General features: G+C 37.5%; 26 protein-coding genes and 1 other annotated feature. Of the genes, 5 read left to right on the forward strand and 21 right to left on the reverse strand.

Annotated elements, in window-relative coordinates; all coding sequences use genetic code 11:
• Positions 1 to 88: 88 nt before the first annotated feature.
• Positions 89 to 229, reverse strand: coding sequence for a hypothetical protein (locus FZF09_RS15400; protein WP_158737502.1), 141 nt, complete (start codon positions 227 to 229; stop codon positions 89 to 91).
• A 183-nt stretch (positions 230 to 412) separates the two neighbouring features.
• Between FZF09_RS15400 and FZF09_RS15405 the strand changes: the two genes are divergently transcribed.
• Positions 413 to 709: a HesB/YadR/YfhF family protein gene (locus FZF09_RS15405; RefSeq protein ID WP_158737503.1), complete on the forward strand. Its 297-nt coding sequence runs from the start codon at positions 413 to 415 to the stop codon at positions 707 to 709.
• Between the two features lie 940 nt (positions 710 to 1,649).
• The gene (locus tag FZF09_RS15410) at positions 1,650 to 3,644 is read left to right on the forward strand and encodes a S9 family peptidase (RefSeq protein WP_158737504.1); all 1,995 of its coding nucleotides are present in this window, start codon (positions 1,650 to 1,652) and stop codon (positions 3,642 to 3,644) included.
• Between the two features lie 77 nt (positions 3,645 to 3,721).
• On the opposite strand, the gene FZF09_RS15415 is transcribed toward FZF09_RS15410, so the two are convergent.
• Entirely contained in the window at positions 3,722 to 3,898 is a 177-nt protein-coding gene (locus FZF09_RS15415; RefSeq protein WP_158737505.1) for a hypothetical protein, read from the reverse strand.
• A gap of 139 nt (positions 3,899 to 4,037) precedes the next feature.
• Here FZF09_RS15415 and FZF09_RS15420 point away from each other — a divergent pair, with 139 nt between their 5' ends.
• Positions 4,038 to 4,670: an NUDIX hydrolase gene (locus tag FZF09_RS15420; protein ID WP_158737506.1), complete on the forward strand. Its 633-nt coding sequence runs from the start codon at positions 4,038 to 4,040 to the stop codon at positions 4,668 to 4,670.
• A gap of 582 nt (positions 4,671 to 5,252) precedes the next feature.
• Here FZF09_RS15420 and FZF09_RS15425 read toward each other — a convergent pair.
• Positions 5,253 to 5,477: a YrhC family protein gene (locus FZF09_RS15425; RefSeq protein WP_158737507.1), complete on the reverse strand. Its 225-nt coding sequence runs from the start codon at positions 5,475 to 5,477 to the stop codon at positions 5,253 to 5,255.
• Between the two features lie 111 nt (positions 5,478 to 5,588).
• Entirely contained in the window at positions 5,589 to 6,293 is a 705-nt protein-coding gene (gene mtnN / locus FZF09_RS15430; protein WP_158737508.1) for a 5'-methylthioadenosine/S-adenosylhomocysteine nucleosidase, read from the reverse strand.
• A 101-nt stretch (positions 6,294 to 6,394) separates the two neighbouring features.
• Here mtnN and FZF09_RS15435 point away from each other — a divergent pair, with 101 nt between their 5' ends.
• Positions 6,395 to 6,607, forward strand: a complete 213-nt coding sequence (locus FZF09_RS15435; protein ID WP_158737509.1) for a DUF2536 family protein — start codon at positions 6,395 to 6,397, stop codon at positions 6,605 to 6,607.
• Between the two features lie 403 nt (positions 6,608 to 7,010).
• Here the strand turns inward: FZF09_RS15435 and FZF09_RS15440 are convergent, their stop codons facing one another.
• From FZF09_RS15440 to alaS, 10 genes are all read right to left on the reverse strand, one after another.
• The gene (locus FZF09_RS15440; RefSeq protein ID WP_233269521.1) at positions 7,011 to 7,688 is read right to left on the reverse strand and encodes a YrrS family protein; all 678 of its coding nucleotides are present in this window, start codon (positions 7,686 to 7,688) and stop codon (positions 7,011 to 7,013) included.
• Between the two features lie 371 nt (positions 7,689 to 8,059).
• Positions 8,060 to 8,536 carry a transcription elongation factor GreA gene (gene greA / locus FZF09_RS15445; protein WP_158737510.1) on the reverse strand — a complete coding sequence of 159 codons (477 nt, stop codon included), beginning with the start codon at positions 8,534 to 8,536 and terminating at the stop codon, positions 8,060 to 8,062.
• 179 nt (positions 8,537 to 8,715) lie between these two features.
• Positions 8,716 to 9,981, reverse strand: a complete 1,266-nt coding sequence (locus FZF09_RS15450; protein ID WP_158737511.1) for a peptidase U32 family protein — start codon at positions 9,979 to 9,981, stop codon at positions 8,716 to 8,718.
• 11 nt (positions 9,982 to 9,992) lie between these two features.
• Positions 9,993 to 10,925 (reverse strand): peptidase U32 family protein, encoded by a 933-nt coding sequence (locus FZF09_RS15455; RefSeq protein WP_158737512.1) that lies wholly within the window; start codon positions 10,923 to 10,925, stop codon positions 9,993 to 9,995.
• 18 nt (positions 10,926 to 10,943) lie between these two features.
• Positions 10,944 to 11,579: an O-methyltransferase gene (locus tag FZF09_RS15460; protein ID WP_158737513.1), complete on the reverse strand. Its 636-nt coding sequence runs from the start codon at positions 11,577 to 11,579 to the stop codon at positions 10,944 to 10,946.
• A gap of 142 nt (positions 11,580 to 11,721) precedes the next feature.
• Complete coding sequence (gene mltG / locus FZF09_RS15465) at positions 11,722 to 12,852, reverse strand: endolytic transglycosylase MltG (RefSeq protein WP_158737514.1); 1,131 nt, start codon at positions 12,850 to 12,852, stop codon at positions 11,722 to 11,724.
• 298 nt (positions 12,853 to 13,150) lie between these two features.
• A complete protein-coding gene (locus FZF09_RS15470; protein ID WP_158737515.1) occupies positions 13,151 to 13,438 on the reverse strand; it encodes a DUF1292 domain-containing protein in 288 nt (95 codons plus the stop codon).
• A 22-nt stretch (positions 13,439 to 13,460) separates the two neighbouring features.
• On the reverse strand, positions 13,461 to 13,877 hold the full coding sequence (gene ruvX, locus FZF09_RS15475; RefSeq protein WP_158737516.1) for a Holliday junction resolvase RuvX: 417 nt from the start codon (positions 13,875 to 13,877) through the stop codon (positions 13,461 to 13,463).
• Positions 13,874 to 14,146, reverse strand: coding sequence for an IreB family regulatory phosphoprotein (locus FZF09_RS15480; RefSeq protein WP_091586988.1), 273 nt, complete (start codon positions 14,144 to 14,146; stop codon positions 13,874 to 13,876). Before FZF09_RS15480 ends, ruvX begins: the two co-directional genes overlap by 4 nt.
• Before the next feature lie 109 nt (positions 14,147 to 14,255).
• Positions 14,256 to 16,895 carry an alanine--tRNA ligase gene (alaS, locus tag FZF09_RS15485; protein ID WP_158737517.1) on the reverse strand — a complete coding sequence of 880 codons (2,640 nt, stop codon included), beginning with the start codon at positions 16,893 to 16,895 and terminating at the stop codon, positions 14,256 to 14,258.
• 186 nt (positions 16,896 to 17,081) lie between these two features.
• Positions 17,082 to 17,284: a binding site (T-box leader), on the reverse strand.
• Positions 17,285 to 17,680: 396 nt separating this feature from the next.
• Here alaS and FZF09_RS15490 point away from each other — a divergent pair.
• Positions 17,681 to 18,592 carry a proline dehydrogenase family protein gene (locus FZF09_RS15490; protein ID WP_158737518.1) on the forward strand — a complete coding sequence of 304 codons (912 nt, stop codon included), beginning with the start codon at positions 17,681 to 17,683 and terminating at the stop codon, positions 18,590 to 18,592.
• Here FZF09_RS15490 and FZF09_RS15495 read toward each other — a convergent pair.
• From FZF09_RS15495 to FZF09_RS15525, 7 genes are all read right to left on the reverse strand, one after another.
• Complete coding sequence (locus FZF09_RS15495) at positions 18,570 to 19,646, reverse strand: AI-2E family transporter (RefSeq protein ID WP_158737519.1); 1,077 nt, start codon at positions 19,644 to 19,646, stop codon at positions 18,570 to 18,572. The two genes, FZF09_RS15490 and FZF09_RS15495, sit on opposite strands and share 23 nt — an antisense overlap.
• Positions 19,647 to 19,804: 158 nt before the next feature.
• Entirely contained in the window at positions 19,805 to 19,960 is a 156-nt protein-coding gene (locus tag FZF09_RS15500) for a hypothetical protein (RefSeq protein WP_158737520.1), read from the reverse strand.
• Between the two features lie 7 nt (positions 19,961 to 19,967).
• Entirely contained in the window at positions 19,968 to 20,159 is a 192-nt protein-coding gene (locus tag FZF09_RS15505) for a hypothetical protein (RefSeq protein WP_158737521.1), read from the reverse strand.
• Between the two features lie 141 nt (positions 20,160 to 20,300).
• Entirely contained in the window at positions 20,301 to 22,595 is a 2,295-nt protein-coding gene (recD2, locus tag FZF09_RS15510) for an SF1B family DNA helicase RecD2 (protein WP_158737522.1), read from the reverse strand.
• A 14-nt stretch (positions 22,596 to 22,609) separates the two neighbouring features.
• Complete coding sequence (locus FZF09_RS15515; protein ID WP_158737523.1) at positions 22,610 to 23,269, reverse strand: tetratricopeptide repeat protein; 660 nt, start codon at positions 23,267 to 23,269, stop codon at positions 22,610 to 22,612.
• Positions 23,270 to 23,338: 69 nt separating this feature from the next.
• Positions 23,339 to 24,460, reverse strand: coding sequence for a tRNA 2-thiouridine(34) synthase MnmA (gene mnmA, locus FZF09_RS15520; RefSeq protein ID WP_158737524.1), 1,122 nt, complete (start codon positions 24,458 to 24,460; stop codon positions 23,339 to 23,341).
• 17 nt (positions 24,461 to 24,477) lie between these two features.
• Positions 24,478 to 25,620, reverse strand: a complete 1,143-nt coding sequence (locus tag FZF09_RS15525) for a cysteine desulfurase family protein (RefSeq protein WP_158737525.1) — start codon at positions 25,618 to 25,620, stop codon at positions 24,478 to 24,480.
• Positions 25,621 to 25,629 lie beyond the last annotated feature (9 nt).

The following is a 25,629-nucleotide window of genomic DNA, read 5'->3' on the forward strand; positions in this document are numbered from 1 at the left end:
ACCCGCCTCCTTCCACTGCACATTCTCTACTCATTATATGCGGAAGGTTAATTTATTTGTTTGTCCATTTTGAATTCTTAAAAAATTATCACTTGTTTTTCATATTTTCTTTCCATTGTTTCCTGACCATATCATCAACCAACTCTTTTTCTTTTGGTTTTAAAGGTCTTCCTAATTCTTTTTCAAATTTTTTTTTAAGGGATAAAAAATATGTAGTATTTTGTCCCAAATGGACCCCCTCCACTATTTCCTTTTATTTCTTTATTATATATATATTATCTTATCATATTTAATTTTACTTAAAAATGTTTCCATAAGCTTAACTATTATTTAATTTTTTGTGCTTTTATGTTGTTTCCTATATACTTTAACTATAGTGGAGTTATTTAATTTTTATTTAGGAGTGTAAACCATGAAAATTACTCTAACTCAACCAGCAGTAAAGTGGTTTCAAGAAGAAATGGAAGCCAAAAGCGGGGATTATATTCGATTTTTTGCAAGATATGGAGGATACTCTTCTATTCAGCCAGGTTTCTCATTAGGCGTTTCTAAATCTAATTTTGACCAAAAAGCAGCTGCTTTAGCTGAATATGATGGTATCGTGTTTTTTATTGACGAAAAAGATAATTGGTATTTTAAAGATCATCACTTACATGTAAAATACAGCAGAAAATATAACGAAATTGAATATGAGTATGTTAAAAATTAAAAAACTTTGCTTGCTTCCATGTCAAAACGGATAAAAGCTTCAGCAAAGTTAAACTTTCTTAACTTATAAAAAAGATTCGTCATTTGGCATACCTGAAGGTAAAGACAGAGCGCTTTATACTTTCTACAGAATGAACGTTTACATAAGAAAAGCGCAAGCGCCTTAAAAGAAGGAAGTTCGGCTACGAGCGTCACGTCCTGTGACAACGCCGAACTGACTCCCATCCTGGGAGCCCGCGACAGGTTCTGGAGCTTTCGCGCAGGGTCGCCTGCGGCCCGGAGTCGAAAGGGAAAACATAAGACGTTCAGCTCATTTTAATGAACTTCTACTAAGATCGCACACGTCGACGCATAGGATGTGCTAATGTCGCCAATGCCACAGGACGTGGTGTTTTTGGCGACGAGTTTGCAACGTAGAAGTCACCACATCGTGTGGAAGTACGTCCTGTGACAACGCTGAACTGGCTTGCACAGGAGGTGTTGAGTTTTGCGTTGCGACAGGACGTCGCGGTTTTAGCAAAAGTTCCTCTCTATCGTGTGCGCCTGAGCGGCTGGGCGCTGTAGCTAGACATGTAAAACCCAAAATATTTATAATTTCTTACCTTTTAAAAAAAGAGCTGCCTGCTTTATTTCGTTTACAGGCAGCTTCAAGTGGAGAGAGAGATGCCAACAAAGAAAATGTACAGTCGGCAAAGACTTCCTACAACATTAGTATATGTAATTCTAGTTATTATATCATTGATTTTGTTAGGTTATCTGACTTTAAAGTTTCAAGGGAATGAAACCGTTTGAGTTTTTTTCTTATTTTTACTATACTGATTTCACATATTCACCATCTATATTTCTACTAATTTTTATTTTATTCGCTATGGTAGCATGTATGAATAATTAAATAGAGCAATAATAAGGGTGCTAATTTTACTTAAAAGGGGGAATTGTTTTTGACCGTCAATAAACGACCAATTACAGCTGAGGATCTTAAAAAAATTAATATTGTCAAAGAACCGCAAATTGCCGCAGATGGGGAAAAATATGTTTTTGTTCAAACAATAGTCGGTGATGATTTGGAATACTATTCACATTTGTTTGTTCATAACCTTGCCGATGACCTGCCAGTTCAGTGGACTTTTGGAAAAGTGAGAGATCACTCTCCCCGTTGGTCTCCCGATGGTTCGGAACTAGCTTTTGTTTCAAACCGTTCAGGTGGAAACCAATTATGGATGATGTCTACAGCAGGAGGAGAACCTCGTCAAATTACTGAATTAAAAAACGGAGCTGCGGAACCTATTTGGTCGCCTGATGGACGATTTTTACTTTTCTCCACACCATTAGCAGCAAATGAAATGCTGTCTTCAGAAAGTGACGAAGAACATAACAATAACGAACAAAACAAACCAGTAAAAGTTGAAAAACTTAAATACAAATCAGATGAAAAAGGAATTCATAAAGAAAAGCGAACGCAGCTAGTGTTATATGATATAAAAAAAGAACATATGGAAGTACTGACAGATGGTGATTTTGACCACCACTCGGCTGACTGGTCACCAGACAGCCGTCAAATTGTATTCAGCGCTAACCGAGATGAAGACGAAGATCGTTCCAATACGTTGGATCTTTTTATTATTGACACGGAAACAAAAGACATCGTAAAACTTACTAATTCTACAGGCGTCTTTTCCATGGCAAAATGGTCCAAAAATGGCAAAAAAATTGCCTGTTTCGGTCATGAATTAGAGTACAAAGGTGCTACTCTAAATCAAGTGTGGATTATAGATCCTTTATCAAAAGAACGAACGTGTATGACGTTGAAATGGGATGTCCAAATTGGCGATGCCACTGTAGGAGATATTCGTTCAAGTAACTCTAATCCAGGACCAATGTGGTCGAGTGATGAAAGGCACATATTTTTCACAGCAAGTGACCATGGGAATACTGGCCTCTATCAAATGGATATGCAAGGGGAAATCACGTCAATACACGAAGAAGAGAACCATTTATTCGGATGTTCTTACCATGCTGACCTCGACTTGTTTGTTGCTGGAATTAGCGACCCCTCTAATCCTGGGGATTTATTCAAAATAACGCGTAAAGAAAAAGGCAAAGTTCGATTAACTGATGTCAACGCATCGTTTTTAAAAGAGGTTCATCTTTCCATACCTGAGCCTATTGTAGCAAAGGCCGAGGATGGCTGGGAAATACATGGCTGGATAATGAGACCTGCAAATTTTGAAGAAGGACAGCGTTATCCAATGATACTTGAAATTCATGGCGGACCGCATGCCATGTATGCAAATACATTTTTTCATGAGTTTCAGCTACTAGCAGCTAATGGATATGTTGTACTTTATACCAATCCCCGGGGAAGCCACGGTTATGGTCAAACTTTTGTAAACGCTTGCCGCCATGATTACGGCGGGAAAGATTACCATGATTTGATAAGCGCTGTAGATCATGTCCTCGAACACTATGACTTTATTGATGAAGATCGTCTAGGTGTTACAGGAGGCAGTTACGGCGGATTTATGACTAACTGGATTATCGGTCATACGAACCGTTTTAAAGCTGCTGTAACCCAAAGATCTATTTCTAATTGGACCAGTTTCTATGGTGTAAGTGATATTGGCTACTTTTTTACTGAATGGGAACTTGGCGCACATGTTTTTGACGATCCTGAAAAGCTATGGCATCATTCTCCGATTAAATATGCCCAAGATATAAACACGCCTTTACTTATCATGCACGGGGAAAAAGATTATCGTTGTCCAATAGAACAAGGTGAACAACTTTTTACAACGTTAAAATATCTTCAAAAACCTGTTGCGTTTTTATGGTTCCCTGAAGCTAATCATGAGTTAAGTCGCAGTGGTCCCCCATCTCTTCGTCTAGAACGTCTAAACCACATGGTTGAATGGTTCCAAGAACATCTTCATTCTTAAATACAGTTGTTGGGCTTACAACGGGCGATTATCATTTCTAGCAAAATAAGAAGCCAGAAGTCTACATGTCTGGCTTCTTATTTTGTCTCTTTTCTCTCGGTTGAGGATGAATCTTTCGTTTTTTCTTTTTTCTTCATTTCCTTTTCTTCTATTTTTAAGTCTTCTAATGGGACTGGGTCTTCATGGACGGTGGGCGGCATGTCCTTTGTCGTCTTAATTGATTTATTCTTATTTTGCCTTTTAGACTCAGGCATTAAAAATCCTCCTTCATTAGCTTCTTATTACTGTATATACCACAATGATAAAATGAACAAACGTAAGGCCATAATGATGAGTTAAACTGCATTCTCTGCTATCATAATAAGAAAAGAAGGAAAAGGGGAAATAATATAAGTGAATGTAAATAAAAAAACAATTCTAAAAAGATTTGCAAATAGGAAACAAGGAATTATTGATGAGTATGAAATGCGCCGCTATGCCGTATTAATACCTTTAATAGAGATAGAAGAAGAAATGCACTTATTATTTGAAGTGAGAGCTAAACATATGAACCGCCAACCTGGTGAAATATGCTTTCCAGGAGGGATGGTAGATTCTTCTGATCATACTCCTGGTGATGCTGCAGTTCGTGAGTTGTGCGAAGAAGTAGGCGTTAGGGAAGAATACGTTTCCTTAACGGGAAGCCTAGATAGGATGGTATCCCCTTTCAACCAAATCATCTATCCTTATGTAGGCTTTTTAAACCGTTCTGCTCCAATGTCACCCAATCAAGAAGAAGTAGATGAGCTTTTTACTGTACCTTTATCTTTTTTTCTCGATATGGAACCTGAACGCCATGATGTATATCTAAACGTAGAAGCAGGCTCTTCATTTCCTTATGAATACCTTCCAGGAGGCAAGAATTATCAGTGGAAAAAAGGAGTAATACCAGAATATTTTTATTTTTATAAGGATTATGTTATATGGGGGTTGACCGCTAGAATTATTAAACACTTTATTGAAGAATTGGACTTGAATGTTAAGTAAATAGCAGCATGCTTTAAAAACTTGGCTTAAATAAAGGAAACCACCAACAAAGGTACTTTTACTCATAAAGCACCCGTCAACTCACAGGATGTACTAATGTCGTCATTGTCACTGGACGTGACTTTTGACGACGGACGCACACGACGTGCTAGCTGCCGATAAAAGGCAATTTGCTAGCTGCCTTCAGTCATTTTAAGAGACTCAGCATCTATATTCATTTTTCATTCCTCTGTTTATACAGCTTGGCATGCATGTTGCCCTAACGTGTAAAAAACCACATTCTCAAAAAAGAGAATATGGTTCAAAACCGTATTACCTTATCTTTTATGATGAACCGATAAACCTGGCTTGCCGCCATGCAAGGAAAACACCTAACAGCAGGTTAATGACTTCTGTTAAGACGAAAACATCCTGTGCCTGTGTAGAACTCAACTCATCCTTTGTACGTAACGAAGTGTGTGGAAATACGTCTTGTTTGCAACGGGGTCTTTAATACGTCTTGTACGTTAAATGGCGTTGTTATTCTTGTACATTTACCAATAAATTTTCTAGTTTCCTAACAATGAAAAACACTCAATCAATCTATTCATCAACTTTTTCCTCTGCTCTTTTTCCTATAATATGGAGAAAAATGGAAACCATTAAAAGAACATTAATGATAATGAGAGCAGTCGTTTCCTGTTGTTTAGAAAAAGTATCTGGTAAAAAATACCCCAAACTGAGAAACGCAGCCAGCGTTAACAATATTCTGCTGAAAGCAGAGAAATCCCGAGCCAATTTTTGCTGTTCTTCTGTCTCCTTTTCCATCTTCTCTCCCCTCCCTATGCCTACTATTATAATTGATTATATCACAGGGGATGAGAGGGATAATTAGGAGACTTTAACCAAAAATAGAAGATGTTTAGTTGTTGTGTATATTTATATTTGCTTTTTTTTTAACTCGTCAATCATAGAAAGAACTAAATTTGCAGAATGAACGGATGCCTTTTTTAGAAATTGATCATATGATTGTTTAGCATCCTGTCCCGCTATATCACTTAGTGAACGAATAATTACAAATGGAACGTTAAATCGATAACAAACTTGAGCTATAGCCCCTGCTTCCATTTCAGCACACTGTGGTTCTACAAATGTATTTTTTAAAAAGGCCACTCTCGAATCATCACTCATAAAAGAATCACCGGAGACAACCAAACCTTCCAACGTCGTTAATTTTTCGTTTATAGCACATTTTTTTGCTATTTGAACTAGCGTATCATCTGCTTCATATTTTGCTGGCATTTGAGGTACCTGACCAAATTCATATCCAAATACAGTGGCGTCCACATCATTATAGCGAACCTCTTTAGAAATCACCAAATCTCCTACGTTCAAAGCTGGGTTAAACCCGCCAGCCGAACCTGTATTTATAACTGCATCAGGCTGGAATTTTTCCAGCAGGATCGATGTACTAATTGCTGCATTTACTTTACCTATCCCGGATTTAACTAGTATAATTTCGTGTCCTTGTATGTACCCACTATAAAAAAAACTTCCGCCAATTTCTTCCTCGATCCTATTTCCCAGATGATCTATTAACAATTCCACCTCTTCATCCATTGCTCCGATTACTGCTATTTTCATCCTAACAATCCCTTTCTTATTATCATTTCTTCACATGCTCATTTCCCTATATTATAATACTATCACGGTTAGTTAAAGGTTACATAAAGGAGGTGCCATTTTTGAGTATACAATTACAGCCAATAGGAGATAAAATAGAATTTTTTGAAGCGCCCTCTCTTCATCATTTAGAAGAAAAAATTAATAAACAAGTAGAACATAACGAAGCTATTCTATTGTATGTACATCATGTTCAGCATCACGTTCATTATGATCCGGCTACCTCTAGGCCTATTTATACTGCTGTCGTTCATTTTAAGGGAAAACAAAATTGATGAATTTTAGCAATTTCCCGGGTCTTGTAAAAATTGTAATTTACCTTTAAATGCAATCCTTTTTTTGGCCCGGGTATTTCTCTTATTATGTTTACGGCCCTTTAACATGAATGTATTAGCAAAACTCTGCTTGTTCGGCATGTAAAGGAAGCAGAGAGTTTCCAGAACATCGTGTGGAAGTACGTCTTCGGCAAAGGGGCATCTTAGTTCATCCTTGAATCAGTCATTTTGCTTATATTGTTTTCCTATAAACTTATACTTTCAGAACAGTAGGCCCTGCCTTCTTATTTTGTGTAATATAGTTAAATTGGAGGATGAGCCTCCTTTAAACGAGATTTATTTAGAAAAAGAGCCGTCCCTGGGTTTGAACTTGCTTTGGGACAGCTCTGCTCTTACCATACATTTAGTTATGAGGATTTGAATCTAATACTTTCACTTCAATCGGTTTCCAGCCTTCGTTTTCAATAAACTCCATCGTCACATGATAAGGATTGTTTTCATTATTTTTGTCACTAATTACTCCTACAACAGTGTGGCTGTCACCGCCGTTTTCAATTCTCCAATATCTTAAATCATCTTCATCGGTCTCATCGAGATTCGTTGCATACCTCAAAGCCATTTTCATTTCTTTCCAGTTTTGACTGCCTTTATTAAAATCATGGCTAAATGATCCAGACTGTTCTGTACCAATCGGTTCCCAATCCCCGTTTTCACCATCTCCCTCAGGAATTTGGGGGCCATCGAGCTCTTCTTCTGATTCTTCGGAGTTCTCTACTGTTTCATCCGGATTATCATTTTCTTTACTTTCTTCTGCTTCCGTTTCAGGAGCCTCTTCAGGAACGTTTTCCGATTCTTCTTCTGTTTCTTCTACAGGTTCCGTTTCCGCTTCTTTCGCTATATTATCTGTTTCGTTCTCTTCGACTGCTTGGTCATTCCCTGAAAAAAATAGTTGCACTGCAAAGAATATAATAAGAGCACCTACCGCAACAATCGAAGCGTTAAGGATACGATTCATTCGTTTTCTTTTCCGCATTTCATACCGAGTATCTTCTCCGAAACCACGGTTGTTATCATTATTCACCTTTCAACACCTGCCATTCCTTTCAGCACATAATAATAACTATCCTCTTCTTCATAATATAAGATTTTATAAGTTTAATCGAGAGGGTTTTACGTTTTTTTCAGTATTTTACACAAATCCATAGATTTTTTTATGCTTTATGTTTTGACAATAGAAATATTTAACTAGCGCCAGCCCTTTAGGTGAAGGTGGCTGCTAGTTGCACTTATACTGATTTCCTCAATATTTTGACGACGTCCATGATTCATTCTTGCTAAAATTTATATTCCCTCATGAAAGCAAACTTATCTAGCGTCCGAGAGTCCTTATAGTGAGTATCCAAGCAATGAAAAAGAAAAGCAGCGATAGTAACTCGCTGCTAATAAAATCAATTAATTTACTTCAATAATTTCTACTTCAATGTCTCCTCCTGGTGTACTCACTGTTACTTCTTCTCCTACTTTTCTTCCAAGTAAGCTTTTTGCCATAGGAGAATCATTTGAAATCTTGCCTTCTAACGGATCTGATTCTGCACTCCCTACGATTGTATATACTTCTTCTTCACCATTTGGGAGTTCTTTAAACTTCACTGATTTCCCAAGTGCCACTTCTGTATTATTGGAAGCATCTTCTTCAATAATCACAGCATTTTTCAGCATCTTTTCAATTTGGTTGATTCTGCCCTCAACAAATGCTTGTTCATCTTTAGCTGCATCATATTCGGAGTTTTCAGAGAGGTCTCCAAAACTTCTAGCTATTTTAATACGTTCAACAACTTCTTGTCGACGCTCTGTTTTGAGATAATTTAATTCTTCCTCTAATTTGTGCTTTCCTTCTTCTGTCATATAATGCTGTTTTTCTTCTGCCATTTTAATTAGTCACTCCTCTAACTGATAATTACCATATATTTAAATTGTTATACACACGAAATAAATATGAGAAAGGCTGTTCCACAGATTTTAAGGAACAGGCCTTCCTTTGGTTAAATATAACAAACAATTCTTTCTGCCATTATCATACGCATCGTTTAGAAAAAATACAAATAATTTTACTCTTTATTTTTCCTCATCATATCCCAAGGCTTTACTGGCTGATCAAGTTGAAAACAAACGACTTGGAGAGGGTGTCTGGCAGCATCCATTTTATTTCCTTTATCATCAAAAAGAATAGGAACGGTTTGTTTAAAACTATTACTGTTTGGTCCAAAAAATTCCACTTCATCCCCAGGTTTAAAATAATTTCTTTGTTGAAGGGTGACCATTTTTGTCTTCTTGTCATAATAAAGGACCATGCCAGCAAATTCATATGGGGCATTCTTTTTACTTTCTCCCCACAATTGTTCCTTATAAGTTGGTACATTTTCAAAAAAAGCCGGTGCAGTATCACGGTTGGCACATTTTCCTAACTCCTCTAACCATTCTCTTTTTATTTGAAAATGTTCAGGGTTGGTGTAATACTCATCAATTACTTTTCGGTATACAGATGCAACTGTTGCTACATAATGAATAGACTTCATTCTGCCTTCGACCTTTAAACTGTCAATCCCTGCATCCATTAATTTAGGTATAGATTGAATTAAATTCAAATCTTTTGGGCTCATCGTAAAAGGTTCATCATTTATAGAATGGAGAGGTTTTACTTCTTTTCCGTCTGATTCTAATAAATCATAGTTCCAGCGGCAAGATTGGCAGCAGCCGCCTCTGTTAGAATCTCTTGCTGTCATATGGTTGCTCAATACACATCTGCCTGAGTACGATATGCACATCGCTCCGTGTATAAATGTTTCGATTTCTATGTCAACGTGTTTCTTTATTTCAAGCATTTCCTCAAGGCTGACTTCTCTAGCCAGCACGACTCTTTCTAATCCTTGTTCCTTCCAAAATTTCACAGCCAGCCAATTAGTCAAAGATTGTTGAGTAGATAAATGAATTTCTAAAGAAGGTGCAGCTTTTTTGGCCGTTTCTATAATAAGCGGATCTGCAGCAATAATTCCCGCAACACCAGCTGCCTCAATTGATTCTAAATATTCAGCAAGCCCATCCATGTTTTCATTATGAGCAAATATATTCGTTGTCACATACACTTTTGCACTATATTTTTGTGCAAACGTTACACCTTCTTTCATTTGCTCAATTGAAAAATTTGCAGCATTCGATCGAAGTCCATACTCTTGCCCGCCTATATACACTGCGTCTGCCCCATAATGAACAGCGATTTTCAATTTTTCGAGGTTCCCAGCAGGTAACAGCAGTTCGGGCTTTTTTAATTCTTTGGTTGTTCTGTTGTCTTTCTTTTTTTGTACAGCTGCCTTCACATCTACCCCCCCTAATACACTGTTTCTTTAAAGAAAAAGCCTGTATCTATATCTCGTGTGCGAGGTTGAAGACTTTTTGCTTTATCTAACATGATTTCTCTTTTATTGTTATATAGTGATTGGTCTTGATAATACAAGTCTATCGCTTGTTTATAAAGAGCAGTCACTTCTGTAAGGTATGCTTTATCCTTTAAAATACCTTCTATTTTAAAGGCGTCTACTCCTACATCAAGCAGTTCGTCTAACTCATCAATAATGCACATATCTCTAGGGCTCATGATGTGGGTACCGTTTCTATCTTCAAAAACGGGGTATTTCACATCACGTTCTGAATCATATAAATGCAGACTGCGTTCTTTATCTCTGCGCTCTATTTGTAAATTGCGCCCTTGGTATTCCATATAATTTCCAACTAATTTTCGTTTAGATTGAAACATACACGCCATACCGTGAACTTGAATTTCGATATCTACCGTTGCATTTTCCTTTATCTCCGTAATAGCATCCATATTTAATTCACGGGCTAGAACAGCTCGCTCGGCTCCTTGTTTCCCCCAATAATTGACGGTTTGCCAATTCGTTGCTGTCGTTTCTGTATTCCAATGAAGGGGAATAGATGGAGCAGTCTCTTTGGCTATTAAAAGAACAGCAGGATCTCCATAAACGATCGCATCTACTCCTATACGATTTAAGAACCGAATATATTCCTTAAGGTTTTTTAATTGATTATTATGAAATATAGCATTTACTGCTGCATAAACATTGGCTCCCGTTTTATGGGCTAATTCGACAGCTTTTTCCATTTCTTCTCTATCAAAATTCCCCGCAAGCCTTAAACCAAAAGCTTCTTCACCAACTAAAAATGCATCAGCTCCTGCAGAAATCAGATCAGGAATGTCATTTGCTTGATGAGGAGTGACAAGCAATTCGGGTTTGTCAGTCATGCATCTCACCTGCTTTTTTTACATTTTTTGACTTACAGCCAGCCCATCACCAACAGAAAGAAACTTTGTAGAAAAACAGGGATGATCTGCCAGCCATTTATTATACGAATGAATTTTTCTTACCATCGATCGAATACGTTTAGGAGCGTCCTCGGGCTTAGCAACTAGACCTTTGAAAAGGACGTTGTCTGTTATGACAAGGCCTTTATGCTTCAAGAAAGGGGTGTACTTTATAAAAAATTCTTCATATTTTCCTTTCGAAGCATCAATAAATAATACATCAAATGGTGAGCTTTCTTCAAGAGAAAAAGTCTCATCAAGTGCGTCCACGTGAATAAACGTAGTTTGAGACTTTAATTTACTTTTGTTTCTAAAGTTAAGAGCTGTTTCATAACGTCCTTTATCTTTTTCGAGAGAAATCACTTTTCTCTCTGGTACATCATTTGCTATTCGAAGCGCTGAGTATCCTATTGCAGTTCCAATCTCAAGGATACGTTTGCTATTATGTATTTGTAATATTTGCAGCATAACCTCTAACGCTTCTGCTTCTATGATGGGGACATTGTTATTTTGTGCGAAATTCTCCATTTCAAGAAATAATTGATTAGGCTCATTGTTTAGATCACGTATATATTTTATCATTTCTGGCTGCATACATTGTGTCTCTCCTGTACATTAATAAATGTTTTTCTTTTTTCATAGATGTATCTTTAAAAGGCGGCTTCCCATAACTTAGGAAAGCCGCTCGAGCTTTTTCTAAATGTATAGACCAAAAATTATCCTAAATTACTTTTATTTATTCCATTTCTTCCGCATCTTCCCACTCACTTCTATATGTTTCTTGTGTATTTCTATGTTCTTCGTAATTATCATTATAAATGACCTCACCATTCGGCCTTGCGTAGAAATAAAGATACTCACTGTCTTCTGGCAGCATAACTGCTCTTATGGAATTAGCTCCAGGACTGGCTATTGGTCCTGGTGGTAATCCGGCATAACGATAGGTGTTATATGGTGAGTCAGTTTCTGTATCCTCTAAAGAAGTCATATAACGATGTTCGCCTATCGCATAAGCAACTGTAGGATCTACCTCAAGTCTCATGCCTTTTTCTAATCGATTAAAAAGCACTCCGGCAATGATTGGCCGATCTTCCTCATGCTGAGCTTCCCTTTCGACAATAGAAGCTAATGTTAATAGTTCATGTATCGAATAATCACTTGCTTCTAGTTGTTCTGAAAATTCTACCACATTCTCCTCCATACGTTCAATCATCTGTTCTATTATGTAAGTAAGCTCAGGTTTTTCTTCCATAAAGTCATATCTTGCCGGGAACAAATAGCCTTCTAGCGTATAACGAATATCTGCCTCAAGTACTTCTTCGTCTAAAATAGAAAAGCGTTCTATTAAATCTTTTACATACTCTTCATCTTCAAGTTGTGCCTCAATTTCTTCTTCTTCATAAGGTACTGCATCTGCAATTTGGGATATAATATCCTCATACCAAGTACCTTCTGGTATCGTAAATGTCAATTCTGGTTCTTTTATGACTGTTCCGTCTTTTAAAGAATGAATAATTTCATCTATATCCATTGAAGGAGATAGTTCATACGTTCCAGCTTGAAAACCCTTTTCATTTTTGTACGTAACATAGTACCGGAATATCGTTCCATTTTTAATAACGTCTTTTTCTTCTAGTATTTGTCCTATGGACGAACTACTTGAGCCAATGGGTATCTCTATTTCTACTGTTTCTTCGCTTTTTTCATCTAATGGTTTTAAAGCTGATGTTATGTATATATACCCGCCTAAACTGACTCCAATAATGACAAGCAATATGACAGCAATCACAATTAACACAATCCGTCTCACAATTTTGGCTTGTCCAGCTAGTTCTGTAAATTGATCTTTTGAATGTTTCTCACTCATAAAGCCTCCCCCTTTTCCAACGCTTTCATTATACAACATTTGTCAATATTCGACTTTCACAAAATCATAATGCTGATAGTAACAAAGCGGTTACAGCTGGTTTTTAAGGAAGGCATTTATTCATTAATTATCGTAACCGTAGAGTTTTTCTTGTGGTCTACTAGATAAATCTTAAGAAAAAAAAGCAATTGCTTGTCGTCTAAACTACACTTTCCCAACCGTGTAATAAAAACTGCCTTATAAAGAGAAATTTCACTCTTTTAAGGCAGCTTATTTTATCATTCATTTAAATATTTCTTTACTCCATCTCACCAGCACTGAATGTTTCTACCATTTCCTCTACGATATCCCATTCCTCGTCTGTTTCAATTGGAAATAACGAGATATCTGAGTCTTTTTCTCCCTCATCCTCAAAACGGAACGCAAACACTTCCACTTCTTCTTCCGTTTCATTTTCTCCAGCATCCGTTAATACCATATAAGATTTTCCTGTATCATCTACATCAAATGTAAACAATACATCAAAAAGATGTTCATTACCTTCATCGTCAGGGATTACAATGCGTTCGTTTTCCTCTTGTGCCATTCGCTACACCTCCGCTGTCATTCTATTGATTTTGATCAAGATATCCTTGTAGTATCATCACGGCTGCCATTTTATCAACGACTTTTTTTCTTTTCTTTCTGCTCATATCAGCTTCAATTAATGTACGTTCTGCAGCCTGTGTTGTTAAACGTTCATCATACATATAGACTGGAACTTGTAATTCTTTCTCTAGGTGCCTGGCAAATTCTTGGCATTGTTCCCCACGTGGACCTATTGTCCCATTCATATTTTTAGGAAGACCAACCACTACTTCAGAAGCTTCATGTTCATTCATTAATTCCGATATTCTTCCAAATGCTTCTTGTGGATTATCCCCTTTAACATGAATAGTTTCAAGCCCTTGGGCTGTCCATCTCAAAGCATCAGAAACAGCAACCCCTATCCTTTTCATGCCAACATCTAAGGCTAGTACTTTCATTCCTTCTCCTTCCCGTGTTCATGTAAATAAGACCTCACTAATTCTTCGATCAGCTCATCTCTTTCAATCTTCCGGATGAGAGTACGGGCATCTTTGTACCTAGGAATGTATGCAGGATCACCGGACAACAAATAACCTACAATTTGATTAATTGGATTATATCCTTTTTCTTCAAGAGCCTGGTAAACCGTAAACAATACTTCACTGGCATCTACGTCTATGGAATCATCCTGGACATTAAATTTCATGGTGTTGTCGTTTGAACCCATCCCATACACCTCCTCAATAAGTACTGCATTTATTTAAAGGGACAATTATTATATATAACAGTCCAATGCTTTCAACATCTTGCCCTTATTGTACACCAATTATTCCCTTTTAGGAAATGGATTTCACAATTTCAGTGACTGCATCCAATGCCTCTGAAAGTTTATCTGGATTTTTTCCGCCAGCCTGGGCCATATCCGGACGGCCTCCTCCGCCGCCTCCACATATAGAAGCTGTTTCCTTAACAATATTTCCTGCTTTATATCCCTTTTCGGTTAAATCTTTTGTCACCCCAGCGACAAGATTTACTTTACCATTATTTACTGCACCTAATACTACAATACCAGACTCTATTTTTTGTTTTAATTCGTCCACTGTGTTGCGCAGGCCATCCATATCTGCAGTTGATACTTCTTGTGCGATAACATTAACACCGTTTACTTCTTTTACATTATCAAGCAGATTTCCTGCCTCCATGTTTCCAATTTTCGCATTCAGAGATTCATTTTCTCGTTGCAAATCACGAATTTGCTGTTGAAGTACCTCAGCCCGCTGCGGAACATCTTGCAGGGATCTCGCTTTAAGCTTATCACGTGCATCTTTTAAAATGTTCAATTGGTCGTTCATAAACTCGTATGCTTTTTGTCCGGTTACTGCTTCAATTCTTCGCACTCCTGCTCCGATACCTGCTTCTGAAACAATCTTAAACATTCCTACCTCAGCTGTATTATTTACATGACAGCCGCCGCATAATTCAATACTATAATCTCCTACTTGAACTACTCTTACTTCGTCACCATATTTTTCTCCGAATAAAGCCATAGCTCCCATTTCTTTAGCTTCTTCAAGTTTTTTCTGTTCGATAATGACAGGAATAGCTTTCCACACTTTTCCATTTACAATTTCTTCAATTTGATCTAACTCGTGTTGTTTCACTTGACCAAAATGGGAAAAATCAAAACGTAGGCGATCTTCAGAAACCAAAGAACCAGCTTGGTTCACATGATCGCCCAGTACATCTTTTAACGCCTGATGAAGCAAATGTGTCGCCGTATGGTTTTTCACAACCTCCACTCGTTCTCTTTCTTCTACGACAGCTTTAACGTCAGCGCCTGTTCTAAGCGAACCGCTTACTATTTCAACCGTGTGTAAATGCTGGCCATTGGGTGCTTTTTGAACATCAACAACGTTTGCTTTCATTTTTTCGTTAACGATTATTCCTTTATCGGCGACCTGACCACCGCTTTCAGCATAGAAAGGTGTTTGATCAAGAATGAGCTGAGCTGTCTTATTAGCAGAAACGGTATCAACTTTCTCTTTTTCGTGAACGATTACTTGTACCACTGCCTCGGCTTGAAGAACGTCGTAACCAATAAATTGGCTGTTTTCTTTTATATCAGCTAATACCGCATCTTGTGATCGCATAGAAGCGTCTTCTTTGCGAGCTGCTCTTGCCCTCTCGCGCTGCGCTCGCATCTCTTTTTCAAACCCTTCTAAGTCAATAGCAAAACCTTTTTCTGTAACATACTCCTCTGTGAGATCGACAGGAAAACCATACGTATCGTATAAACGAAAGACATCTTCTCCAGATATAACAGAAGTATCAGCTTGTTCTGCTTTTTTCATTATATCTGATAAAATAGCAAGCCCTTCACTTAACGTTTCATGGAAACGTTCCTCTTCATTTTTTATCACTTTTTGAATGAACGCTTCTTTCTTCTTTACTTCAGGATAGTAATCTTCCATAATTTCACCGACTACAGGTACTAGTTCATACATAAAAGGCCGTTCAATGCCAATAAGCTTAGCATAACGCACCGCTCTTCTTAACAATCGTCTTAAAACATATCCTCTTCCTTCATTAGAAGGCAAAGCTCCATCACCAACAGCAAAGCTTACTGTACGAATATGGTCAGCAATTACTTTAAAGGCTACATCATTTTCATCAGAAGAACCATAGATAAGGTCAGTAATGCTTTCTACTGTCCTCATAATCGGTAGAAACAAATCGGTGTCATAATTCGTTTTAGCATCTTGTATAACAGATACGATTCTTTCCAACCCCATACCTGTATCAATATTTTTCTTTGGCAGCGGGGTGTACGTATCATCTGGGTTGTGATTGAATTGTGAAAATACCAAATTCCAGATTTCTAAGTACCGTTCGTTTTCGCCTCCTGGGTAAAGTTCTGGGTCAGTTGGATCATTCCCGTACTCAGGCCCGCGGTCGTAAAATATTTCTGTATTTGGTCCGCTCGGTCCCTCTCCGATGTCCCAGAAATTTTCTTCTAAACGAATAATCCGTTCTTCAGGCAGACCTATATCTTTTTTCCAATAATTATAAGCTTCATCATCTTCTGGATGAACCGTCACTGATAGTCTTTCTTTTTCAAACCCTATCCACTTTTCACTCGTTAAAAATTCCCACGCCCATTCAATAGCTTCTTTTTTAAAATAGTCTCCAATGGAAAAGTTCCCAAGCATTTCAAAAAATGTATGGTGTCTGGCTGTTTTTCCGACATTTTCAATATCATTTGTACGTATTGATTTTTGGGCGTTGACAATACGTGGATTTTCCGGGACAACTCTGCCGTCAAAGTACTTTTTTAAAGTTGCAACACCGCTGTTAATCCATAAAAGAGTTGGATCTTCATGCGGGACTAATGAAGCACTAGGCTCTATGGAATGTCCTTTTTCTTTAAAAAAATCTAAAAATCTCTGTCTTACTTCCGCAGCAGTATAAGCTTTCATTTTTTACTCCTCCTAGTTGTAATGATATTTTCATTATGCTCTCATTGCCATTACATTTGTTTTTATCAAAACATCCCCTCTTAACAAGGGGCATTTTTTATGAAGACGCAGATCCAATAATATGGAAATAGTTAACCACAATAGAAAATATAATTCTCTTGACAGTAAAAAAACTCCGCCCCCATGGTCAGGGACGAAGTTTGTTTCGCGGTACCACCCTGTTTACAGACTAAAGTCTGTCAACTTATACCATTAACGCAGGTTCACGTCAGCAATTAACTGCACTCCGGGACAGCTTTCTGCTACTCTTCTCTGCCGTTTTATTCCAGCCAAGTAAAACGGTCTCTGTGCAGAGGGCTTTAGCATACTTTCCCCATCTTCATGTTATCACTATGTTTTCTGAATTTTTATTGAGAAAAAATTCGCTTTTCGCCAAGTCTTAAATGAAAAATTTTATGCTTTCTTAACAGTATAAAAAATGAAGTAATCTGTCAAATCCCATATTTTTCAGCTAAGGAAGAAAAAGATGAATAATTTAAATACAGACCGAACAGAAATTGATTTTTTAATCCATTTTCAAATTCATAGATATAATTATAATACACTTGCAGTAAACAAATAAACAAAAAAGCTGTTATAAACCTCCTCAAAATAGTTTTATGATCGAATGAAATTTCTCCCTAAAAGAAAACCTTTCTGATTTTCTAAAATGTGCATATGCTTTTATAAATTTACGCTTCTTTTATGTTTTTGCGAAAAAATTTAATAGGAAAGGAAGATATGTATTGAAAAATATTTACCGGAATTTCTTCCTGTTTCTTTCACAAAATCAAACATTAAATAAAAGTGCTAAACGGTGGGGGTTGAAATTAGGAGCTTCAAGAGTAGTTGCTGGAGAAGATATTGATAGTGCAATGCAGGCTGTACACCAATTAAACGAGGATGGGATTATGTGTACGGTCGATCACCTTGGTGAATTTGTCACCGATGAAAAGGAAGCATTGAAGTCAGCAGAGTACTGTATAAAAACGTTGGATGCTATAGTTAGTGAAAACGTAGATTGCAATCTTTCTTTAAAACTTACTCAGTTAGGTCTTGATATTGACCAAAACATCTGCATGTATAACATGGAAAAGATTCTTTCTGCCGCCAAAAAAAACGGAATATTTGTAAGAATTGATATGGAAGATTTCAGCCGCTATCCTATGACCATTGACATTTTAAAAAAACTGCGAATGAAGTATGACAATACAGGCACCGTCATTCAAGCATATTTGCACCGGGCTTCTGCAGATGTAGAAGCATTAAAAGGCATCCCTTTGCGGCTTGTTAAAGGAGCTTATAAGGAACCGTCTGAAGTCGCTTTACAGAAGAAGTCCGACATTGATAACAATTTCATCAATATAATTAAACAGCACCTTAGCAATGGCAGTTACACAGCGATAGCGACTCATGATCATCATATCATTGAAAAAGTAAAAAGGTTCGTGCAAGAAAATAACATTCCAAGAGACTTGTTTGAATTTCAAATGCTTTATGGATTTCGTGTGGAAATGCAAAAAGCCTTAGTAGACGAAGGATACCGTTTCCGAACCTACGTACCCTTTGGAAAAGATTGGTATGGGTATTTTATGAGACGGTTAGCAGAAAGGCCGCAAAATGTAGCTTTTGCTTTTAAAGGGTTTTTCTCAAAGTGACCTTTTGCTTTTTAAACGTATGAAAAATATTATTTACGACTACAAATATCGGCACAGCGATCAAAAGACCAAGAAAACCAGCTACTTCAAACCCTAATAAAAGAGCAAACACAATGACTAAAGGATGCAGATGAACATTTCGTCCAACGACGTAAGGAGACAAAAAGTTCCCCTCAATTTGCTGAATAAGAAATAACAGAATAATTGTTATAATTAGTTTACTCGTAGAAATCGAAGCCGCTGCCATTAACGCAGGAGCAGCTCCTAAAATTGGGCCAAAATATGGTATTATATCAGTGATGGCGATAAAGAGCCCAAGTATTATAGCGTTTGGTATGTTTATTAGCCATAATCCAAAAACTGCCAGAAGCCCGACTGCACCTGCCACCATGAACTGCCCTCTAATATAGTCGCCAAGCGCTTCATCTACAGCACCTGCAAGCAGTTCTCCTTCATCTCGCCATTTATTGGGAACAAAACGTTTTATCGTTCTTTCTATCGCCTTTAGATCTTTTAAAAGGTAAAAAACTAAAAATGGCAGCAATAGAAGAAGGATAATAATATCTACTATATTTCTCCATTGATGAATTAGCCCGTTCAAGCTCTCTTTTACCTTTAATTCTGTTTGTTCAAAAGCTGATTCAATACTATCATGAATTGCTGGCGGCAGTGTATCAATGCGATGATGTAGATTAGAAAAAATGGTATATAATTGCTCAAAATATTCCGGAAGATAGCGTGTGAACTTTTCAACCTGGATGTACATTACTGGACTAAAATACCATATCGTCCATGCTCCTCCTCCAAAAAAAACAACATACACAATTAAGATAGAAATAGATCTAGGTAAATGGCGTTTTTGTAAGAAATCAATAATAGGATGAAGTAAATAAGCAATAAATGCAGCAATAATAAAAGGAAGCAGTACTTTCCCAGCAGTATTAAATAAGAAAGACCATATCGGTTTCAGCAAACTTAATAAAAAGATAATCAATAGAGATACAGCTAATAGTAAAAGACGCTGAAGCCAGATCCATTCCTTTTCCTTAAACATAATGATACCCCTCCTCCTCATTATAGGATGGGGTTTATAATAATTATTTATGAAAAGAAAACATGCAAATTTACATTGCGCCTACAACAAAATGTATGATTTCTTTCCTATTAATAAAAAGCTGCACTTATAAGATCACTTATAAATGCAGCTTTTTATTATTTTCTTCCCCAGGTTTTCGCCCAGTGCTGGGTTTGATCCCAGATGTTTTCAGCTGAAAAATTAGCACGGCCACGGCGTCTTGTCATTCCTACTGCTGCTGATGTAATACCAGCTACAGCAAGAGAAGTCCAAATATTTCTTCTCTTTGTCATTTTGCCATCATCCTCCGTGTTCAGTGTACCAATTTTTCCCAAACAAATCATCCAAACAACAAAGCGTTCCGTCTTCTTCGACTTGATATAGAGTATATTCTCCGTTTTCAATTGTCCATTCTACAAAACATTCCCAGCAATAATAATGTTCTGTACCTATTTTACCTGTATTTTTTGCTTTGCAATAGGGACATTCCATATAGATAACCTTCCCTTTTTTCGTAAATTGTTTCGTATACACGAAAATTTGTTATCCATTATGTCCCAACTTTCTGAAGAATATACCTTTTTACGGATCTGCTTTTTTGTCTGGATAATAATAATATTGCCTTTTTAAGCTTTATTCATGAAATGAAACATTATCCTTACCAAGTAGTTTTTCTTTCAACGTTGTATATCTTTTCTCTCTATGTTTATTGTCAACTGCAAATTCAACAGCACTGTTTTCTCCACATAAAATCAAATAATCTCTAGCTCTTGTAATTGCTGTATACAGCAAATTCCGCTGCAACATTCTTTTATAAGCCATAAGCATGGGAACTACTACAATTGGAAATTCACTTCCTTGGGCTTTATGAATGGTAGTACAGTATGCAAGAGTTATTTGGTTAAGGTCTTGTCTTGTATACGTGACCTCTTTTCCTTCAAAAGACAGAACGATCTGCATCTGCTTTTCAGCCGTTTCATTTGCCTCAAAAATAGCTTCTACTACGCCGCGGTCACCATTAAATACTCCTTCCTCAGGATTGTTAATGAGTTGAAGGATAACATCGCCCTTGGAATACGTCGTTTCTCCAAATAAGACTTTCCGTTTCTTATCTTCATGAGGGTTATAAAGCCGTTGAAGTGTTTTATTTAACACATCTACTCCTGCCGGACCTTTATACATAGGGGCGAGCACTTGTATGTCTAAAGGTGAATAGCCTTTTTTAATAGCTCCTTCACAGACTTTTTCAATAACATCGGCTGTTTGAATTTTATTACATGAAAAAAAGCGGCGGTCTTTACAAGGACTCATTAAATCATGGGGGAGCACGCCTTTTTTTATCGAGTGAGCAAGATTAATAATAGATGAGCCTTCTGCTTGTCTATACACAACAGACAAGGAAACAATGGGAACAATGTTTGTTTCAATTAGATCCCCTAACACTTGTCCTGGACCAACGGAAGGAAGCTGATCTTCGTCACCTACTAAAATTACTTGCATGTCTTCAGGTACAGATCGAAATAATTGGTTGGCAAGCCACATGTCTACCATGGATACTTCATCAATAATTAGAAGTTTTCCTTCTAGAGGTTCTTCTTCATCTTTTTCAAAAGCTTCATCACCATCCACTCCATTATATCCTAATAATTTATGGATAGTGCTTGCTTTTAGACCTGTAGACTCCTTCATACGCTTTGCAGCACGTCCGGTTGGAGCTGCCAGCAGCACTGGAAATGGTTCTTCTTTTTTATAAGCTGAACGGTCGAGCGAAAACCCATGCAGCTTGGAGAATATTTCTACAATGGCCCGTATGACAGTGGTTTTCCCAGTTCCAGGGCCCCCTGTCAGTATCATTAAAGGGGAGTGAACCGCTTTTTGAATGGCTTCTTTTTGATGGTCGGCGTACTCAATACCAAATTGCTCCTCTGTTTCACCAAGCGCTTTTAAAAATTCCGCTTCAGAAAAAGCCGCATCTTCTTCTCGCTCAAGCAATTTTTTAACTTTAGTAACAAACCCTTTTTCTGCAAAATAAAGAGACGCCATATAAACCCTATCGTCTTCTTGAATTAATTTATCTTCTTCGGCAAGTTCAATCAGTGCTAATTCTAATAATTCATTACTTATTTTATTTTGAGAATCGTTTAATAAGTACTTTGATTCTTGGGTGAGAAGAGACCACGGTACATACACATGTCCGTCCTGCATTGTTTTTTCATACAAAATATATAACATTCCAGCTTTAACACGTTCGGGATCATTGCGTTTAATGCCAAGACTTTTTCCTAATTTGTCTGCTTTGTAAAATCCCACTCCTTCTATATCCCAAACTAACTGATATGGTGTATCCTGTATGACATCAAAGGTACGCTCTCGGTACGCATTATATATTTTTACAGCCAGCTCCATTCCAAATCCATATTGGGTCAGCATTGTCATCGCTTGTTCCATTCCCTGGTTCTCAAGCATGGCCTGGTAAATATTCTGCCTTCTTTTTTGATTTAATCCAGATAATTTTTTGAGTTTATCCGGATCATCAAGAATTTTTCCGATCACGTTTTCCCCGAATTTTTCAACTAGTAGAGAGGCCGTTTTTTCACCTATCCCTGGAAAGCGCTCACTTGAAAGATATGCAACAAGTGCTTCTTTTTCAGTCGGTATTTCTTTTTTATATGATTGAACGTGATATTGTTTTCCAAAACGCGGATGCTCTTTAAAGACTCCTTCAAAATAATACCGTTCATCCGTTTCCACTGATGGGAAGTAACCAACAACAGTTACTTTTTTCTCGTCTGCCTTGGGATAAGATTTTCTCACTTTTACAATGAGAACGGTATACCCATTTTCTTCATTTCTAAAAATGACATGGACGACTGTGCCGCTTATAAACGATTCGGAAGGTGAATCGTTTTCGTAAGGAACACTTGACATAAGAAACCTCCGGATTATTTATCCAGCAGCTTTTTTGCTTGTTCTTTCCCATTCTGGGCTAACAAATGGTCAGGCTGCTGTTCAATTGCTTGATCAAAATAAAAAATAGCTTCTTTTAATTCGTCTTGATACATGCTGGCAACACCTAAATTATAATAAGCATCCGCGTGTGTTTGATCTTCTTTGATTACTCTTTTAAAATGGGGAACAGCTTCATCAATTTGGTGAGATTGAGCTAAACATAGTCCATAGTAAAATCGTGCATCCGTGTCACTTGGGTTACACTCCAATGCTCTTTGTAACGAGGCTAGTGCATGAGGAAGTCTTCCAGATTGCATATAAGACATTCCCATCATGTAATGTAAACTGTCGTCGTCTAACCCTGCCTTGTGGGCTTGCTGGTACATCGTAACAGCTTCTGCGTATTTTTCTGCGTTGTATAAAACATTCCCTGCCCCGTAGTAAGCAGCAGCTGCCTCATTATTTAATTCTAATGCTTTTTGAAAAAAGTTAAGTGCTTTGTCGCTCTCTCCCATTTCAGCGAGAAGGTTTCCAAAATTGATATAGGCCAACGGATCTTCGGGTTCTTCTTCAATAGCCTTATTTAATAACTCCAGTGCTTTTTCCAACTCGCCATTTTGTATAGCTTTCATCGCTTGTTCGTTGGAACTCATATCTTCATCACTCTCCACTTGAATCCTGATGTTTGAAGAATTTTCCATATGTATGAAAGGGAAGACGTCTTACGCCCCTACGCCTTCCCTTATTTTTATTGCTTGTTCAATTGTTCCGCCTCCAAGACAGATGTCTCCATCATATAACACGACAGACTGACCAGGAGTGATTGCCCGTTGTGAAGTTTTAAACATGATTTTTCTTGTACCTTTTTCACTTGGATAAACAACGACCTCTTGATCGGATTGACGATAGCGGAATTTTGCAGTACAAGAAAAAGGTTCGTTTCTTTCTTTACCATTTATCCAGTTCATATCAGACGCATAAAGTCCTTCTGAATAAAGACCAGGATGATGAAAACCTTGTCCTACAATGAGTGTATTATCTTCTAAATTTTTATCTATAACAAACCACGGTTCCCCGGAGCCGCCAATGCCTAACCCTTGTCTTTGACCTAGTGTGTAATACATAAGGCCCTCATGTGTTCCCTTTTCTTCTCCATCCGGTGTAACCATGCTGCCTGGCTGTGCTGGCAAATATGATTTCAAAAAATCTTTAAAATTACGTTCACCAATAAAACAAATACCAGTGCTGTCCTTTTTGCCAGCTGTAGCAAGCCCTTTTTCTTCAGCGATCGCCCTGACTTCTTTTTTTGTTAAGTGTCCGAGCGGAAACATTACTTTTTGAAGCTGATCTTGATTTAATTGGTTCAAAAAGTACGTTTGATCTTTGTTGTTATCTATTCCGCGCAGCATAGAAACCGTGCCGTTTTCTTCTCTTTGCACTCTTGCATAGTGACCAGTAGCAAGATAATCAGCCCCCAGAGACATAGCATGGTCAAGAAAGGCTTTAAACTTAATTTCTTTGTTGCACATCACATCGGGGTTTGGCGTTCTTCCCGCTTTATATTCGTCTAGAAAATAGGTGAACACATGGTCCCAATACTTCTGCTCAAAGTTCACTGCATAATAAGGGATTTCAAGCTGATTGCATACTTTTATAACGTCATCATAATCTTCAGTAGCCGTGCAGACACCGTTTTCGTCCGTATCATCCCAATTCTTCATAAAAATACCGATTACTTCATATCCTTCATCTTTTAAAAGAGCGGCTGTTACCGAAGAATCCACACCGCCTGACATTCCTACAATTACTCTTGTATCTTCTGGTTTTTTTTGTGAATTAGACATATCAGTTTCCTCCTTTCTTAAATAGATTTGATTCGATCTAATATTTTTCGTATCTCAGCAGCTATATATTCCATGTCGTCGGCTGTATTTCCCTTTCCAAAGCTGAACCTTACAGAGGAAGACGCCCTATTTTTATCATCAAACATTGCGCTTAATACGTGAGATGGTTCTACGGAACCAGCCGTGCAAGCAGAACCGCTTGATGCTGCAACTCCTGCAAGATCTAACTGCACGAGAAAAGACTCCAATTGTATATTTGGAAAATAAATATTTGTAATATGAGGGAGCTTACCTTTATCCGGCCCGTTCATTTCAAATGGTATTTTTTCAGCCTGCAATGCTTTTAAAAACTGATCGCTTAATGTTTTGTAAGTGTCAAATCTCTTTTGTCGTTCTTGCATTGCAATCTCTGCTGCTTTTGCAAACCCTGCAGCTGCAGCTAAATTTTCCGTACCTGCTCTACGTTTTTTCTCCTGTTCTCCACCAGTTAAAAAAGGGGTCAGCTTTGTACCTTTTTTAACATACAAAAATCCGGCTCCTTTTGGGCCGTTGATTTTATGTGAAGAAACAGTCATCATCGTTAGAGGTATATCATTTATATCGATATCTGCCAGTCCATAAGATTGTACGGCATCACTATGAAAAGCAATATTACATGTAGATGCTAATTCTGCAATTTGTGAAATGGGCTGCAGCGTACCTACTTCATTATTGCCATGCATTATAGTTATTAAAATTGTACGATCTGTTATTGCCTCATTTAGCTTGTCTAGTTGGACAAAACCTTCATTGTCTACAGGAAGATAAGTGATCTCAAACCCATACTTTTCAAGTTTCTCACAAGTATGAAGCACTGCATGATGTTCTATTTTTGTCGTAATAATGTGATTGCCCCGGTCTTTATTTGCTTGTGCATAACCAATAATAGCAATATTATCAGCTTCTGTTCCTCCGCTCGTTAAAACAATTTCATCAGGGGAAGCTCCAACTGTTTGAGCTAACTGATCTCGGGCTTTATCTAACTCTTGTCTAGCCTTTCGTCCATAGCTATGGATACTAGAAGGATTTCCAAAACTCTCTTGCATTACTTCCATCATTACTTTTGCTGCCTTTGAATCAATTGGAGTAGTTGCAGCGTGGTCTGCATAAATATTTTTCACGTTTTCACC

The organism is Alteribacillus sp. YIM 98480, assembly GCF_009765375.1.
Taxonomy (GTDB): Bacteria; Bacillota; Bacilli; order Bacillales; family Marinococcaceae; genus Alteribacillus.